The organism is Runella sp., from assembly GCF_027484545.1.
Lineage (GTDB): Bacteria > Bacteroidota > Bacteroidia > Cytophagales > Spirosomataceae > Runella.
This window is the reverse complement of sequence record NZ_JAIXST010000030.1, coordinates 1-15,809: the sequence shown is the minus strand read 5'-3', so window position 1 is coordinate 15,809 and position 15,809 is coordinate 1. Positions and strand designations below refer to the sequence as shown.

The following is a 15,809-nucleotide window of genomic DNA, read 5'->3' as shown; positions in this document are numbered from 1 at the left end:
TGCCTATTTTTTCGTAAAACTTACAATTTGCATTGTCACAGTAGTGTAAGCCTTTATATTTTTCAAAATCTATGTCCATTCAACAAAGATACTTAACATAACTCACTAATCCAGTACCGTCTTTTTTCCATGGGGCAAATTTAAAAAGAAAATGTACAGTTATTTTGTAGCTACAAAATAACTGCATTTACAGGGTGACTCTAACAACATTGCGCTACCCAATAAAAGACCAAACGACAGGCAAAAAACTTGTTAAAATGGGCTATTCGTGCCATTTTGTCTGGAACTACTGCAACCAAGTCAATCAGGAAAGTTGGAAAAAGTTTGGCAAGCCGCTTTCGGCTTTTGACCTCCATAAACTTACTGCGGGTTGCGCTAAAGAGAGTAGCTCTTGAAGTTTTTATGGTGAGAACAGTGGCGGTCAGCCGCTGCGGTAATAGATAAGGATAGTCATGATTTCGCTCATATTCATACAACCCAATCGGCGTTTGGAGTACCAATCTATGGTTGGGACATAAACTGTATTTTTTTCCAAGTGTTGTTTTCGGACTGCCGATGCGGTTAAACTCGCCCCACTTCGTAGTATATTTCCGTCAGCATAGGGAGATATTAGTTAGTGTTTGAAGGTTGGCAACCGCATGGGCGGTCCCGTCCAAAATATTAATTCTTTCTTTCTCTATGCCTTTAGACCCTTTTTTTTGACCTAATTTCCTAAAAAGTTCGAGTTTCATTTAAGGATCCATCTAAGGTTCCCAGTGCATTTCTCCAGTTTTGTTGGCTTCTATTAAATTCAAGATACTACCTTTGTCTTTTAAATCTACGGGATTGAAATAGCCTTAATAACTGGTATTTTGATTCAGAAAAACAACGATGACGTTTTTTTAGGATTGATGGCATCCCCTTTTGTGCAAATTCAACCAAATCAATCTGCGCTTTGTAATAGTCCCAATTATGCTTTCCTTCCTCACTGAGTTTTTCCATGGAAATTCAATTTTCAGCTCTTCATTCACCGCTATAAGATTACGACCGTTATTTTTTAATTTTCTTAATTTTTGAAGCACAGAGTATTATTTCATCGCAAATACTCACTGCGCCCGTTTGTTGGAGTTCCTTGGTTAACTCTGCCAATTGTCGAATCAGTACTTCCTTCTGTACTTCCAGTACTTCCTCTATCGGCTTGACAATTACTTTTTTAGTCTCAATCGGCTCTTTGACTGCCTGTTCAATTTGATCAACCGTAGTTAGCGGTAAGTCAGTTACATCTGTTTTGCCAACCTGCTGAATAAGGGTTTTACTTACCTTTATTTGTCCCGATAAAATTTCCAATTTCAGGGCTGAGTCCAGCTTCTCCAAACCCGATGCAAATTCCGCATCGCGCTTGATTGTTTTCTCACTTACATTGAAACGTTTCCCCAATTTTTCGGAAGTAGAAACCACCTCAGTACCGTAAAGGATAGTTTGTTCCTTATGCTCATTTCCTTCTGTCGTTGGGTTAATTTCGCTGGTTTCGCTACCATATAGGACATTTTGTCCTTTATGATCCAGTCGCTCATATTTTCCTTTTTCTTTTTTCTCCGTTAAGTACTTCATTCCCCTTAAATAAGAAACTTGTTCGGGCGTTAAATTTCTTCTACCTAACTGATTATCAACCATGTATTGCCTCGCATCGTATAAATTCTTAAAATCGACCAAATGAATTTTGAAGTCAATTCCGTGCTTCATACATATACTGTAACGGTTGTGTCCATCGATAAGAACATACACCGTATTGGTGTCTTTTTTTTCAGGATAAATCGTTTCTTCCGTAGTTTGCCAAACCAATAATGCCTCACGACAACCCTCTCGAATAATATTTTGCTCCAGCTGTTGGAGTTCATCGGTATGCAATGGCGGGATAAGTTCCTGCAATTCGGGTAAGATAAGAATCTGCTTTTTGATTTCTTCAAATTGCAACAAGCCCTGATCTTTAATTATCTTTTTTTCTACGAGATTTATTTGGTATTTTTTCATTGGGTATCTATTTTAGTAACTGGAAAGTTCTGTAGCTAATTTAAAATAATCCTGGGCCCCGTTGGACTCTGCTGCGTATTCAAAAATATCCTGCTGCGCAATTTGAGATTCCTTGATAGCAACGTTTTGTCGGATAATAGTACTAAAAATTTTAAAATTAGATAAAGAACCTTTGATGTAGTCTATCATATCCCGGTGGACTTTAAGACGGGAGTCCACCATCGTCAACACAATGCCTTCTATTGCTAATTCGTAGTTGATTCTATCCCTTACCTGAGTAATTCGGTCAAATAAGTTATTGACGCCTTTCAAGGCAGACGCTTCGGGTTGGAGGGTCACTAAACAGCCGGTAGAGGCTACCAAGGCCGAGTTGGTGAAGATATTTAAAGCAGGTGGGCAATCAATAAAAATATAATCGTACTGACCGCGAATGGGTGCAATTGCATTTTTGAGTTGATTGACTCCGCCCACAGCCTGCACCAATTCTAAATCAGCGTAAGCGAGTTCCAAATCGCTGGGAGCTAAATCATAATTCTCGGCTATGTGGCAAATAGGCAGTTGTTCTCCTTTCAGCAGCGATTGTACCACTTGCTTTTCGGGGTTATCATGGCCCAAGGATTGGGAAAGATTCCCCTGTGAATCCATATCAATCAACAACACTCGGTATCCTAACTTCGACAGCGCTTTTCCCAAATTAAGCGTCGTTGTGGTTTTACCAACGCCCCCTTTGTGATTTACGACCGAAATTATTTTTGCTCGGGGATTGGTAAATTCATTAAATCCGTATTTGACCAGAATTGGATACAAACCTGCCAAGTGTTTAGAATTCAGTTGACGGTCGCCGGTTAAGGATTTTGATAAAGTACTACTGGGCAATTGTGCTTCTTTTTCCAAAACAGACAGAGACAGCGCCGGATTTTGTTTTAAAAAAGAAACTACTTTTTCGTGTGTAAGCATATCTCATTTTTGTCATAAAATTAAGACAAACTATTTTATTTGTCACTATTTTTTGACGAAATTATTTCCTGAATTCAAGTAATAAATGCAATATATAGAATATGTCTAAAAATTAAAGTCGGGGAAATTGCTAAAATGTTAAAATTGTAAAAAAGCGGGAATGAGTCATAACTTGTGGTTGTCAAAAGATAAGTTGTTATGGTAGTAGTTAAGCTCAAATTTAATCGAGTACAGTTTACCGAACTGATTAATTTGCATTGGGAAATTATAAAAAAATTCGTTGATAATGGTCGTAAACGAAAACATGATCTACGAGCGGTTGTGAATGCCATTTTTAAACTCAACAGAACAGGTTGCCAATTCGGACCGCCGATGCGGGCGCAATCTGGATAAAAAACACCCTTCGTGGAAGGCGGTGTACTGGTAGGCCAGCCCCGTACTATTTCTCAAAATGGAAGAAAGAGGGCATATAAAATAATATCCTATTTGATTGAAAAACAACGCATTAGAAACAATAGACTTCCTAAGCCTTCCGCCATTTCTATAAGGCAAAGTATCAGGAAGGGTTCATTCATCAGTTTTGAAACAGGTATAGATGCGGGGCCGCCCGTGCGGCAATAAATATATTAACGGACGTAAAAGACATTTGGCAGTTGATACACTTGGCTTACCAATAGTTATTCATGTTTCGGCCGCCAATGTCCACGATGGCAAAGAAGAAATTGAGCTACTTTGGCAGTTAGAAAAAGCCTCAGGTAGGCTCCAATTAATTCGTGCAGGCCAGGCATTTTGAGCAGTACGTAGATTTGTACAATTGGAAGATGGGAGGCTCCCAAAATCGGACTGCCGACGCGGCCCGAAAGCAGTAAGGGATTCATTCCCCAAGGTGGTCGTTGGCAGGTAGAGAGATCATTCGCCTGGTTGAATCGCACGGGCGACCCCGTTCTTTAGGCGTTTGAGCAAAGAGTATGAAAAAATCGTGGAATCTTCGGTTGCTTTTATTCAAATCGCCTTTATTGATATGATTTTGGCAAAAAAATTAAAAGAAAATTGTTAGAAATATTCTAAACGGGGGTGGTAAAGGTACTATTTTATGAGAAGAAAGGCGGGAATCTACATTTAACGTGAATTTTTCAATATCTATGCAGCCATTGGGGGGCAATAGGGCCTCAATTCCAATGGTGCTGATATACTGACTTTAGGTTTTCTTTGGTAAAAAGAATAGGCCCATATAGCCGCCAATGAATGCGTAAAAGCATTCGTAGCTTTTCGATGCCTTGTGTGTTCAAGATTCATTACATTCTTTTGGATACCAATGTGGCCGAAAATTAAGCCATCCAAAGCTGCGTTCGAGCATCCAGCGGTTTTTCTCGGGGACAAACCCCTGAGCACTTTCCGGCTTTTGTGCAATCTCGACTTGCCATCCCTTCTCTTGCACATACTCAACGAAACTTACCGCTCCAGCGGCCCGGTTTGTAACCGTGATCTGCAGCAATGACTTTCAGACGTGGTAGCTTGCCTTTCAGGCAAGCTACCACCAAGTGCCCCGCCTCATTATCAGAGGTATTGGCCGCTGTCACAGCCAACGACCAAGGTAATCCTAACCAATCTACAGCTATGCTGCGTTTGCGCCCGTTGATACGTTGTATTGCCCTCAACACCCGTTTCCTCTTCAATGAATTGCCTAATTTTAATCGAATGACTATCAATAGCTAACCGACTTGGCGTCTCTTCTCTTTTCTGGCCAACTCGTTCTTTGACGGCCAAACTCCCGAGCAACTCTTCCCAAATACCTCGTATTTTGAACTGGCCAAAATGATAATATACACTTTGCCAAGGCGGGTATTTACTATCCAGTTCACGCCATTGTGCCCCTGGGCGATTGATAGATACAATACCATTGACCATAGTTCGTATGGAGGCCAGCGTTGCCGCTGGTCGTTAATTATTTTTTCAATAATTTGCCACTGACAGTCTGTTAACTCATGAAACGATTCTTTCATAATCTTGGGAGCTTAGTAACTCCAAGATACAACAGATTCTTAATTTTATCTTATCCAAAACATACTCTAATAGTGGATAAAATATTTGCATCCTGATTACTATAATGCAAATACCCAATTTATTTGTTTTATGCATATCAGGCTACTTTGGCAAAGGGATGGTTTGGCAAAGGCGAAGTGGCCGACAATTACTATTTACACCAAAAAATCATGTTTTTTCGGTTGAGTAAAACGCAACCCAGGCTTAACTTATACGCCGGTATCGCCCACTATGCTCAATGGGGAGGATACGCGCCTGTGCTTGTTAGACTTAATGGAACAGACCCAACGAGAGCTTTACCAAAATCCTTGAATGATTTTGGCTATGTCTTTATCGCTAAAAACCAGCCTCAAACTCCTAACATAAGTTCGTATGATTCAGAAAATAGAATAGGAATGACAGTCGAACCGAATGGGTTGATGCCAAAGGTTCTGTAAAAGAGAAAAACTGAGGTGGTTGGCTACCCACCAACGTTTGAAACTTATTTCAGCATACAAAAAACAGGTTTTTTTTAAAAAATATGTAACTTTGTGTTACAATTTCAGGATATTGAATCCTAACAACATAAATTATCTTGACTAATTATGGCGAAAAAGATACTTGTAGTGAGTGAAAAATCTCAGGACCCCACCGCCATCCACAAAAGTTTTGTGGATGGTTTTATTTCAAACGGCTGTAAAACCGAACTATTCCTTTCTCCTACATATCCTGCTCTTTTCCAAAAATTGAGTGGCAAGTTATCTTTTGTGAAATCTATTCTTCAAAAGCAAACTGGTAATTTACTGAGAAAACAAGCAAATTTATCATCCTTCGATGCCATTTTTATCCTGAAGGGCAGCTTTATAGACGCAGAATCTATAAAGGACATAAAATCTCAATTCACACACCTCAAGATTTTATGTTTCAATCCTGACTCTCCATTCAATAAACGTGTATCGCCTAATAGTTGCAGGGAGATAATCCCTTTCTGTGACACCTTTTTTTTTTGGTCTGAAGCAGGATTGCAAAATATTTTAAATTCAGGGGCAAAAAAAGCTGTTCATTTACCTTTTGCCAAAGATTCGAGACTTATTTATCCAATAGTTTCACCAGAAGGTTTTAAATACGATGTATCATTCATTGGGAATGGTGACAAAGAGAGAAAAGTTCAGTTGAAATTATATGCTGCTGCGATGGTTCGTTCTGCTCCCGACATCAACATAGATATATTTGGGGCTAAATGGAACACAAGCAATTTCAATGTTAATGTTCATGTTCATGGTGCGCAAAATGGAAATAACTTCTTAAAAACAATTGGGCAATCAAGAATTAACATAAATTTGCTACGTTTACAGAACAAAAACTCCACCAATATGCGTACTTTTGAAATTCCTGGAGCAGGAGGATTTATGCTTCATGAAGCAAGTGAGGAAGCTCAATCTATATTTTTGCCTGATAAAGAAGCTGCGTACTTTTCTAACTCGGAAGAGTTTGTTGATAAGATTAAGTTCTATATAAAGAATGAAACTTCACGTCAACAGATAGCTCAGGCAGGCTATCAAAAAACTTGTCTATATGATTGCTCTTATCAACAAAGAACAGCCACTATTATTAACACTATTTAAATCATGGTTATTGTATCCTGTTCAACAAAATTCCATGCTTTTAGTTTATCAAAACAATTAGAAAAGCATCAGATACTAATTAGTTTTTCAATTTAATATAGTCGGGTAGAGTCTTTTGAGTTTGATTCTTGCATCAGAGTTTTTGAATTGCCAATCAACACCTTTTTGAGTATTATTTCTGTCATTTGCCCACTGATTGACTTGTTTTTCGAGTGCTTCCTTGGTTGGGCAACGCCCTTTTAAGGCTTGCCTTGACAAAACGCTGAGTTCACATTCTGCAATGTTAAGCCGCACGAGCCATGTTTTGGGGTATAAACAAATTCAATCTTATTTAGTATCGCCCTTGCTCTTTGTGGTTCAAAAACATTGTATAAATTGTATTTTCGGTGAGAGCTAAGAGTGTCCATGAACACAGTAATTTTAGTTGCCTTAGAGTACATTTCTTCTGCGATATAAGCCCTATTTTCAGCCCAAGTATCTCCTTTGTGGTTGTCTTGTACCCGTGTTTCTCTTCGCTTACCCAAAGGTTCAACCATCATTACAATTTCTGCTGCCCCCTCCCGCTGGTATTCAGAATCCTCATATTTCACTCCTTTTTCATCCATATACGGCATACGTACTTCACTTACTAACTGTTTGGGTGCTTCATCATAACAGGCCACAGGGTGGTTTTCGTCACATGCTCTGGCATAAACCCCTAAAACGTCCGCATCGGCGGTCCGACTCCATAGCACATACAAATTCTGCTCCCAGCGTTGGAATTACCCACTCAAGAACTTGCCAAGGATTTATGGCATTTTTTTGAATTTGACGTACACTTTCATGGCTTAGTAACTCTACATATCGCAATTCTACCGCATCGGCGGTCCGACATTTTATCCGCTAAAAGATGTAAACTCCAACTGCTACGAGCTTGGGGTGGCTCACTGCAACGTGAGGCTATCAATTGAGCTTCTACCGTAGCATCAAATTTAATCTTATCTGTATTGGGGCGTGGTTTACCCTTTAATCAAACTGCCAAACCTTCGTCCACAAATCGCTGAGGCAAACGTTCTACTGTTCGTACATTCACTTTGTACTCGCTGGCAATTGTTGAATCATTCTATTTTTTATCGCCTAAACTATATATGGAATAGCACTGACGTAACGATTACAGTATTTTTATAGGATGGAGCGGTATGTCATTAAAATCTACATTAGCCGCTAAAAAAATACGACATAATAGTTTTGAATTAGTATTGCTTTGGGTTTTCTTTGGCAAAAAGAATAGGCACAGATAGCCGCCAATGAATGCGTAAAAGCATTCGTAGCTTTTCGATGCCTTGTGTGTTCAAAATCCATTACATTCTTTTGGATACCGATTACGGTTTCAATAATGGGTCTTTTTTTAGCCATCTTTTGGGCTTCAACAGGGGTTTGTTTTGCTGACTTTTTCTTTGCGTTATTGCGTGGTTTGGCAAAGAAATCATCGTGTTGTCATATTCGACAAAGCCTAATTTAGCCTCCGCATCGGCGGTCCAAATTCATCAAATAGCCTTTATCGCCAAATACCCATCCCGAAAGATCCTTGAGAAGATAAAAAAGGGTGCAAATATTAGTGTCCGATGAGCTGCCCGTTGTAAAGCAAGTTTGAATAACTACACCTAAGTTTCGGACCGCCGACGCGGTTGATAATGAGATGTATTTTTATTCCATAAAACCATCCAGTAGAAGTTTTCCCGCATCGGCGGTCCGACCCAATCGGCCAGTCCTTTAAAGACTTTGTGCTGGCGTACTCGTTTAGGATAGTCATAATTTCGCTCCTACTCATCCAACCCAATTGGCGTTGGGAATACCAATCTATGGTTGCAGCATAAACTGCAATTTTTCCCAAGTGTTTCTTTCGGACCGCCGATGCGGTTAAACTCGTCCACTTCGTAGTATATTTCCGTCAGCATGGGGAGAAATTGATTAGTGTTTGAAGCTTGGTAACCGCATGAACAGCCCCATCCAAAATGCTGTTCTTTCACTCTCTATGCTAACTATTAACCATTAAAACTTTAATTTTGACCTAATGCCCTGAAAAGTTCGCGTTAAATTAAAAACGTACACCTTATTTTGTTTTTATCCCTAACATCCAAATTAAATGAATGCCTCCAAATTTGAATACCTCGGCCTAATTTAATTACTTTGTAAAATGATTCATTCTACTACATGCTCGTTGTGCCTGTTTCTAATATTGTTAATTGGAGTCCAGCCAATATTAGCTCAAGACGATAGTTTAGGACGAGAACCCTTAACTTTATCGTCAGAAATAGGAGGGTCTATAGCAACTGCTTCAGAGACTCCTTTTTGGCTACGAGTTAATCAATTCGGTTCAGTACCTCAAAAGACACCGTTTCTATTCGCAAAGCTTTTTGGAGAAGCTTTGGTAGGTCTTGATCCCCAGAAGTGCCAGTGGAGTTTCCGGACAGAGATGATGATGAGTTTGAATGAAGGACGACATTTAGTTTTACCAGAAGCTGTTATTACTTTTCAATATAGAGGGTTAGAAATCTATGCTGGACGCCGTAAGGAGATTATAGGACTAATAGATACACTACTGAGTTCAGGGTCGTATTCTTGGTCAGGAACGGCTTTACCGCTGCCCAAAATTCACATAGGCACTCGCGGCTTTCTTCCACTGGGCTTTACTAAAGGCTTCGTATCTGTCCAAGGTACTTTTGCTCATGGCTGGTTTGGCAAACAGCAATTTACCTTTGATTACTATTTACATCAAAAGACTGCTTTTTTCCGTTTGGGAAAACCGAAACATAAGTTGAAATTTTTTGCTGGAATTACTCATTTTGCTCAATGGGGGGGGTATGCTCCTTATGTTGGTTCTGGAATTGCTGACACGAATGGAAATTTACCTAAATCATTTAGGGATTTTTTATATGTTGTTTTTGCCACAGATGCTCCGCGTGGGAACAACCTAAGTTTATATGATTCAGAGAATCGAGTTGGAAACCACGTAGGTTCTATTGATATTGCGTTGCAATACAATAAAAATAATAGCGATTGGTTGCTTTATTATCAACGTCCTGTAGAAAATCAGGCTGGTATTGCCCATAATTTCCCTGATGGATTATATGGTCTTCGTTGGATGAATAAAAAAAGGAAAGCAATTTCTTGGTTAAATATCCAGCATATCACTGCGGAATATCTTACAACTTTAGACCAAAATCTTAGTTATGATAGCAAAGCTGATATATATCGTGGTGACGATTATTTCAATAATTCTCAATATTTGGATGGGTGGACATACAAACAGCATGCTATTGGTAGCCCTTTTATATCACTTAGAACTGATACTCGTTTGGAATGGTTCAACTTAAAAGGTAGTTATGCGGAAGGCGTTTATCGGCAAATTAATAATAGCAGTGTGCGGGCATTTTATTTGGGGTTACAAGGAGCTATTAAAAATAATAATCAGTTTAAAATCAGGCTTTCAGCTAATTTTCTATACATTGACTACAATGTAACAACTGGCATATATGGCAGCCCTATCAATCAATTATCTGGATATTTTGAGTATATTAGAAAAATTCAGACACTAAAAGGCAGTACAATTTCCGTAATAGTAGCTAAAGATCAAGGAAACTGGCTGTCTAATTCTTCAGCTATCACAATTAGATTTAAGCAAAGATTTAAATAAATCTTTGCTTAAATCTATACTTAACCTTTGCTTGAAAATGAAAGCACAAAAAATAATTATTATTAATAGTCATCCCATACAATATTTTGGACCCTTGTATAGATCTTTAGCAAAAGATTTTGATATTACTGTTTTATATTGTTCAGACCATGGGGTAAAACCATCTTATGATGAAGAGTTTGGAGTTCTCGTTCAGTGGGATATTCCTTTATTGGAAGGATATGACTATAAATTTCTCAAAAATTATGCACCAAAGCCAAAAATGTCTTTTTGGGGCTTGGTTAATTTCGGGATAATAAAAGAAATATATGAAGCTCCTCCAAAAAGTATAATTTGGATTCACGGTTGGCAATACTTCACTAATATATTAGCTATATTCGTAGGGAAACTGTTAGGTCATACCGTATGCCTTAGAACAGAAGCAACTTTTATGCATGAGCAAAAGAAAGGTAAGCTTTTTTTGCGCAAACTTATATTTACTTCTATGTTTTATTTTTTTGATTTATTCTTATATATAGGTGAGCAATCGAAAAAATTTTATAGATATTACAAAGTTCCCGACCGGAAACTTATATCAATGCCTTACAGTGTTGATAATGAAAGATTTATCAATTTTTACGAAAATAACAAATCACGAAAAAATGATTTTAGAGAACAAATGGGAATCCCCTTAGATAAGACTGTTTTGCTATGCGTTGGAAAATTAGTCCCTAAAAAAAGAACAATAGATTTAGTAAAGGCATTTCACTTACTGAATGATAAGAGTATAGAACTTGTATTTGTTGGAGAAGGCGAGAAGAGATTTGAGATTGAAAGCTATGTTAATAAGCACAAATTGGAGAATATTAAAATTATGGGTTTTATAAATCAGACTCAAATTGTCAATTATTATTTAATAGCAGATATTTATTTAATGTGTTCAGGTTCAGAAGGTGAGACTTGGGGACTTTCTACAAATGAAGCTATGTGTTCTAATTTGCCTATTATACTGTCTCATACAGTTGGTGGCGCAGATGATTTAGTAACACCTTATAATGGCATTGTATATCAATCAGGAAATATCGCAGAATTAGCTCAATCAATAAAGATAATCAAGACTAAATTTTGCGACAATAAAGAACAATGTCAATCCCAACAAGTTGTTAGAAAATATTCTTATGAAGTAATAGCTAATTCTTTGAGTAAAATCGCTAATCATAAAACACATAATTGAAATGGAAAATTACAAAAAACGACTTTATGATTCCTATGTATCAAGTGGGCAAGTAGGAAAAAAAGAAACATTAAATCCCGAATTACTATTTGCCCCAAGTAGAACGTATATACAAGGAGTAATTAATAGATATTTTAAAAACGAAGATAAGCAAAAAAAAATAGTGGATATTGGTTGTGGCCATGGAACATTTATCTATTTTTTGCAAAAATACAATTTCGTTAATTTGTATGGTTTTGACATTTCTAAAGAACAAATTGACCTTGGCCATAAACTTGGGATTAGTAATATAGAGCATAAAAGTATTGAACAGTTTCTTTCTGAAAGTTTTGAAAATATTGATATATTTTTGTTAATAGACCTATTAGAACATCTTACACATGAAGAAATTTTTAATCTATTAGATAAACTGTACAGTAAATTAAATAAGGGTGGAAAAATATTAATTCATATTCCTAATGCAGAAGGTATTTTTGGAATGAGAATTCGTTATGGAGATTTAACTCATGAGCTTGCATTTACCCCCCAATCTATACATCAACTTTTATCAACCATTGGTTTTTCACAAATCGCCTGTCATGAAGATAAACCATCAATTCATGGATTGAAAAGCTTGGTTAGAAGAATACTATGGGAAGTTCTAACCCTCTTTTTTCGTTTATTATTGATAGCCGAGACAGGCACTTTACATTTTGTACTATCACAGAATATGACTGTAATTGCTTCAAAATAATATTTTTATTTAACAAATGTTTACTATCAATCGGCCATTCACCTACTTTAATTCTTTCCAATCAAATTTTACTATTTTTTTGGTTTATATTGGTATACCTTTTTTTTTATTATATATAAATCCGCAGTCTATTTACAGTATTTTAACTGTTTCTATTTCCCAGTTAATTTTAACTTTTATAGATTTCACAAAATATTTTTCTAAACCACAATTTAGAAATAATCCTTTTATTATGGGAGGATGGGTCTATTCCATATACTTAGGATTAGCTCCTTTGTTACTTTACTTCAATATTGAATTGGTTGTTGTAGACTGGAATCAATGGTTATCTCAAGAAGGTTTTGATAATAAAAGTATTTTAACATCCCAATTATTACTGAATATATTTGGGATGTTTCTGATTGTAATAGGCAAGAAGTTAAACATTTTTTTTGATTCATTTTACAAAAAACTTTTTAAAGATTTATTAAAAAAGGAGAGTTTTTTTATAAATCTTTGTTTGCTACTATCTGGATTTCAAGTATATTTTATTTTAACTGGTAAAATATCTTTAGGAGGTATTAGTAAAAGTGCTATAGAAGGTGGTATAGACCCAACCCTATCTATTTTATTTCCTTGTTTTTATGTTATCCCTTTTTTGTCAGGAATATATATAAAGTTCAAATCCCCAAAAAAGTTATTATGGCTTTTGATATTAGTTTTGCAGATACCTTGGTTGTTCCTATTAAATAAACGATCTATGTTCTTGGGGATTTATCTTTTTTCTATAACTTTTTATTGTTTTGAACACCTCAAGATTACTCGAAAAAGTATTTTATTTTTTTTTATATATGTTGCATTATTTGCTTTTTCAGCTTCAATTTTTCAGCGTTTACGTACAATCGGCCTTAACAACATTATTAATGAGCAAGAATATTTTAAATTGGATTATATTTTAGAAAACCCTGAATTGCTTGATAATGCTCTTATGTCTGATGACAATCAGCATTATGGTGTAACAAGGCCTTTTTCTACTCACACACCAATATCCCGATTTTGCTATTTGATTGAAAATCAGGACATATTTCTTCTTGAAGGAGAAGGAATAATTAATACCATTAAAAATGCAACACCTAGTAATTTTTTTTTCAATAAAGAATCAATTTTTGTAAATGAGGAACTTTATTCACACAGATACGGCTCTCAATTTGATTATGATGACGCAGGGGATAGTATTGTTTTGCAAGGTCTTATCGACTATGGTTATTATGGAGTTATTGTTTATTCTATTTTATTTTTTATTTTATGTTATGTTTGTTTTTTAATTTTAGTTACCCATACGTCATCAATCGTAAGTGTTCTGTACTTAACTCAAATGGTCAATTTATTATTAAATAGCTATGAAGATACGTATGGCGACGTATTTGGTTTTATTCGAATATTAGTTGTAGTTTCAGTTATAGACATTTTGATTTTAATGAATAAACAGTTATTTAGTGCAGCAATAAAGCAAATTAGGTCGTAAATAAGATACCATTTACAAAACAAAAATATAAGTGACTGCTTACTAAGCAAATCAGTTGAATATGAAACAATGAATTACAATAGTAGTAAATACCTTCCTTGGGTACGAAATTTTTCTTCAACAGTGCTTAATAGGGTCATCTCAACATTGAGTCAGATTATTCTAATCCCTATCTTTATGAATCTATGGGGTAAAGAGTTTTACGGAGAATGGCTCCTACTTTGTACTCTTCCTAATCATCTATCTGCAAGTGATTTTGGAATAAACTTTACTGCTACTAATCAAATTTGTTTATTAGTAGCTAAGAAAAAGCACAACGAAGCATTAGATTTATTTAGAAGTACTAATATGGCTTCACTTGTATTTACTTTCATATTCAGCCTATTGTTCATTATTAGTAGTTATGTTTTTGATTGGAGGGAAATACTGAATATTAAACTTTTTAGTGAACAGACAATAGAAATAACCCTGTTTTTTCTTATTATTTCAGTTTTTGCTGGTTTTTTTTTCGGGGCAGCCTTAGGAATTTATAGATCCGAAGGCCGCTATGATAAATTTATAAATTTTGTAACAATTCTTCAAGTAGCTGATATAATTTCATTATTAATAAATTTATATTTTAAAGCAAATATTCTTAGTATTTCAATATCATCATTTATTATTCGTTTGCTTTTATGTAGTTTTATTATTGTTGATCTTCAAAGTAAGTACCTATGGTTCAGATTTGGCTTTTCATTTGATATGCGAGTTGTTTTACCTCTACTACCAACTTCTATATACTATATGATTATAACAATGGGGCAAGGCTTAGTACTTCAAGGCACTACTTTTTTGATTGGTACGCACTTAGGTGCTTCTACTTTAGTTACATTTAGCACCATAAGAACCCTAATTAACTCCATCAAAGCTTTTGTTGGGGCATTTTACTCCTCATTTTCACCTGAGTTTACCGTCACGATTGCTCAAAATCAGTACAAACGCGCTCAACGTTTATATAAAGTAATGTTAAGTTACACTTTTTTATTTACTATTGCCTTTACTATATTCTACTATTCAGTAGGAGATTATATTATGTTTTATTGGACAAAAGGTAAAATCAATCTTGAGCAGCCATTATTTACCTATATGTTGGTATTAGGTCTGGTTAATACGTTAGGAAGTTGTGCTTACACAGTTTTGAACGCGACAAATGAGAACAAAGTAGTTGGGATATTCTCTGCCATTCTATCGTTTTTTACTATGATTGGCATTTTTTTTACCGTTAATGGAGGGCTACTAAATGTAGTAACCATACTCTTAATTGCTGACAGTATTTTATTAGTTATTTCATTTCTTACTGCATTACGTATAGTTAAGGGAGGGAATAATTTAAAAATAACTTAAGCTTTTTGTAAAAACTAAGGCATTCTTAAAACCAATGGGTTGCTTGTTGAAAATGTTGATTACGTTTTGAAAAACATTCATTTCATGTTTTCTGAGGGTTGAAACGAAAGATTGAATCCTTGCATAGTTTTCAGCTCCATAAAATGTTCGAAAAGAAGTAGCAACCGCACGGGCGGCCCCGCTTTTGCTTTGTTTTCAAGCATCTAATGTCTCTTTCCGCCGCACGGGCGGCCCCGCTTGATTATTTGTAAAAGGAATGGCTTGGTTAAAGGCAAAAGCGAGTGCACCGTTCTGGTATTTTACCAATCGGTTTACTGAATTTCGACCTTTTGAGTTTTTGGGTTTGCCCCGTTTACTTTTTATTGCAGGGGGCTCTTCCATTTCAGCTTAAAGGCAAATAGCTTGATATTTTTCTGTCCAAATGGGCTTATTTTCAACAACAGAAGTACCTTTTTGGCTTTCATTATAGAGTTCAAAAAGTAAATTTTGCATCTGACTTGCCCATTGAGAGCCCGTTTCTATGAGTGTTTGTAATTCTCTGATCAGATGGGCGTTACAAAAAACATGGGGTGTACGAAAAAGTGCAGATTTATTTCAAGCTGCTATTCTGACCTTTTTTGTAACCTGATTCCACTGATTACTTAGGAACTTTGTTCTGAGATTTAAGACCTGTTGTCCCCCTTGTA

At 36.1% G+C, this 15,809-nt stretch carries 16 protein-coding genes and 2 pseudogenes; 9 read left to right on the top strand and 9 right to left on the bottom strand.

Annotation, left to right across the window (positions count from 1 at the left end):
- The first annotated feature begins 209 nt into the window (after positions 1-209).
- Positions 210-395 carry a hypothetical protein gene (locus tag Q0081_RS02700; RefSeq protein WP_298348944.1) on the top strand — a complete coding sequence of 62 codons (186 nt, stop codon included), beginning with the start codon at positions 210-212 and terminating at the stop codon, positions 393-395.
- A gap of 634 nt (positions 396-1,029) precedes the next feature.
- Here the strand turns inward: Q0081_RS02700 and Q0081_RS02695 are convergent.
- Together Q0081_RS02695 and Q0081_RS02690 are read right to left on the bottom strand one after the other, a co-directional pair.
- Positions 1,030-2,010, bottom strand: coding sequence for a hypothetical protein (locus tag Q0081_RS02695; RefSeq protein ID WP_298348942.1), 981 nt, complete (start codon positions 2,008-2,010; stop codon positions 1,030-1,032).
- 12 nt (positions 2,011-2,022) lie between these two features.
- Positions 2,023-2,967 carry a ParA family protein gene (locus Q0081_RS02690; protein WP_298348940.1) on the bottom strand — a complete coding sequence of 315 codons (945 nt, stop codon included), beginning with the start codon at positions 2,965-2,967 and terminating at the stop codon, positions 2,023-2,025.
- Between the two features lie 595 nt (positions 2,968-3,562).
- Between Q0081_RS02690 and Q0081_RS31795 the strand changes: the two genes are divergently transcribed.
- Positions 3,563-3,760, top strand: coding sequence for a transposase (locus Q0081_RS31795; RefSeq protein WP_409034041.1), 198 nt, complete (start codon positions 3,563-3,565; stop codon positions 3,758-3,760).
- Positions 3,761-4,409: 649 nt separating this feature from the next.
- On the opposite strand, the gene Q0081_RS02680 is transcribed toward Q0081_RS31795, so the two are convergent.
- Together Q0081_RS02680 and Q0081_RS31790 are read right to left on the bottom strand one after the other, a co-directional pair.
- Complete coding sequence (locus Q0081_RS02680; RefSeq protein WP_298348934.1) at positions 4,410-4,643, bottom strand: transposase; 234 nt, start codon at positions 4,641-4,643, stop codon at positions 4,410-4,412.
- A 112-nt stretch (positions 4,644-4,755) separates the two neighbouring features.
- Positions 4,756-4,875 (bottom strand): annotated as a pseudogene (locus Q0081_RS31790) (transposase); the annotation flags it as partial.
- 218 nt (positions 4,876-5,093) lie between these two features.
- On the opposite strand from Q0081_RS31790, the gene Q0081_RS02675 reads away from it, so the two are divergent.
- Positions 5,094-5,447, top strand: coding sequence for a hypothetical protein (locus tag Q0081_RS02675; RefSeq protein ID WP_298348930.1), 354 nt, complete (start codon positions 5,094-5,096; stop codon positions 5,445-5,447).
- Positions 5,448-5,594: 147 nt separating this feature from the next.
- On the top strand, positions 5,595-6,614 hold the full coding sequence (locus Q0081_RS02670) for a glycosyltransferase (protein WP_298348928.1): 1,020 nt from the start codon (positions 5,595-5,597) through the stop codon (positions 6,612-6,614).
- A 239-nt stretch (positions 6,615-6,853) separates the two neighbouring features.
- Here Q0081_RS02670 and Q0081_RS02665 read toward each other — a convergent pair whose 3' ends face one another.
- The 4 genes and pseudogenes from Q0081_RS02665 to Q0081_RS02655 form a co-directional block, all read right to left on the bottom strand.
- On the bottom strand, positions 6,854-7,348 hold the full coding sequence (locus Q0081_RS02665; protein WP_298348947.1) for a transposase: 495 nt from the start codon (positions 7,346-7,348) through the stop codon (positions 6,854-6,856).
- 469 nt (positions 7,349-7,817) lie between these two features.
- Positions 7,818-8,063: pseudogene (locus tag Q0081_RS02660) on the bottom strand (transposase); the annotation flags it as partial.
- 145 nt (positions 8,064-8,208) lie between these two features.
- Complete coding sequence (locus Q0081_RS31785; protein ID WP_409034040.1) at positions 8,209-8,406, bottom strand: transposase; 198 nt, start codon at positions 8,404-8,406, stop codon at positions 8,209-8,211.
- Between the two features lie 10 nt (positions 8,407-8,416).
- The gene (locus Q0081_RS02655) at positions 8,417-8,551 is read right to left on the bottom strand and encodes a hypothetical protein (protein ID WP_298348926.1); all 135 of its coding nucleotides are present in this window, start codon (positions 8,549-8,551) and stop codon (positions 8,417-8,419) included.
- A gap of 239 nt (positions 8,552-8,790) precedes the next feature.
- Between Q0081_RS02655 and Q0081_RS02650 the strand changes: the two genes are divergently transcribed.
- From Q0081_RS02650 to Q0081_RS02630, 5 genes are all read left to right on the top strand, one after another.
- The gene (locus Q0081_RS02650; protein ID WP_298348923.1) at positions 8,791-10,290 is read left to right on the top strand and encodes a capsule assembly Wzi family protein; all 1,500 of its coding nucleotides are present in this window, start codon (positions 8,791-8,793) and stop codon (positions 10,288-10,290) included.
- Between the two features lie 37 nt (positions 10,291-10,327).
- Positions 10,328-11,503, top strand: a complete 1,176-nt coding sequence (locus Q0081_RS02645; RefSeq protein ID WP_298348920.1) for a glycosyltransferase family 4 protein — start codon at positions 10,328-10,330, stop codon at positions 11,501-11,503.
- 1 nt (position 11,504) lies between these two features.
- Positions 11,505-12,236 (top strand): class I SAM-dependent methyltransferase, encoded by a 732-nt coding sequence (locus Q0081_RS02640; protein WP_298348918.1) that lies wholly within the window; start codon positions 11,505-11,507, stop codon positions 12,234-12,236.
- 16 nt (positions 12,237-12,252) lie between these two features.
- Positions 12,253-13,740: a hypothetical protein gene (locus tag Q0081_RS02635; RefSeq protein WP_298348916.1), complete on the top strand. Its 1,488-nt coding sequence runs from the start codon at positions 12,253-12,255 to the stop codon at positions 13,738-13,740.
- A 177-nt stretch (positions 13,741-13,917) separates the two neighbouring features.
- Complete coding sequence (locus Q0081_RS02630) at positions 13,918-15,123, top strand: lipopolysaccharide biosynthesis protein (protein WP_298348914.1); 1,206 nt, start codon at positions 13,918-13,920, stop codon at positions 15,121-15,123.
- Between the two features lie 195 nt (positions 15,124-15,318).
- Here Q0081_RS02630 and Q0081_RS02625 read toward each other — a convergent pair whose 3' ends face one another.
- Positions 15,319-15,504, bottom strand: coding sequence for a hypothetical protein (locus Q0081_RS02625; protein ID WP_298348911.1), 186 nt, complete (start codon positions 15,502-15,504; stop codon positions 15,319-15,321).
- Positions 15,505-15,809: the final 305 nt, after the last annotated feature.